Raw genomic sequence first — 346 nt, 5'->3', positions numbered from 1 at the left:
CCCGAGGCCAGTACGTCCCCCAGGAACACCGCGTCGCCGAGGACCTTCCTTACGGCGGGGTCGGCGCCCCTGGCCTGCTTGTGCCCGGGCGGCGTGAACGCGAGCCGTCCGGCACGGTGGTACTCCTCGAGGGCTTCCAGGATCGGTGCACGGGTGTGATCGACAGACATGGCCGTGCGGGTACCCCGGTCCATGACTCACAGTCGGCCGCTTCGGCGGCCCGACCGGCCCGGTCCTCCCTGCCGGCCCCGCGCCGCGGCGGCCGGTACCGCCCCTCAGCCCTGTCCGGCGTGGCGCCCGGGGGTCAGGATCTCGTCCAGTACGCGCAGGACGGTCTCGTAGGACA

At 73.4% G+C, this 346-nt stretch carries 1 pseudogene; it reads right to left on the bottom strand.

From position 1 onward, the window contains the following. Window positions 1-170: pseudogene (locus IE249_RS36400) on the bottom strand (ornithine decarboxylase); the annotation flags it as partial. Window positions 171-346: the final 176 nt, after the last annotated feature.

The organism is Streptomyces anandii JCM 4720, assembly GCF_014650655.1.
Classification (GTDB): Bacteria; Actinomycetota; Actinomycetes; order Streptomycetales; family Streptomycetaceae; genus Streptomyces; species Streptomyces anandii.
This window is presented reverse-complemented; position numbering and strand designations above follow the sequence as displayed.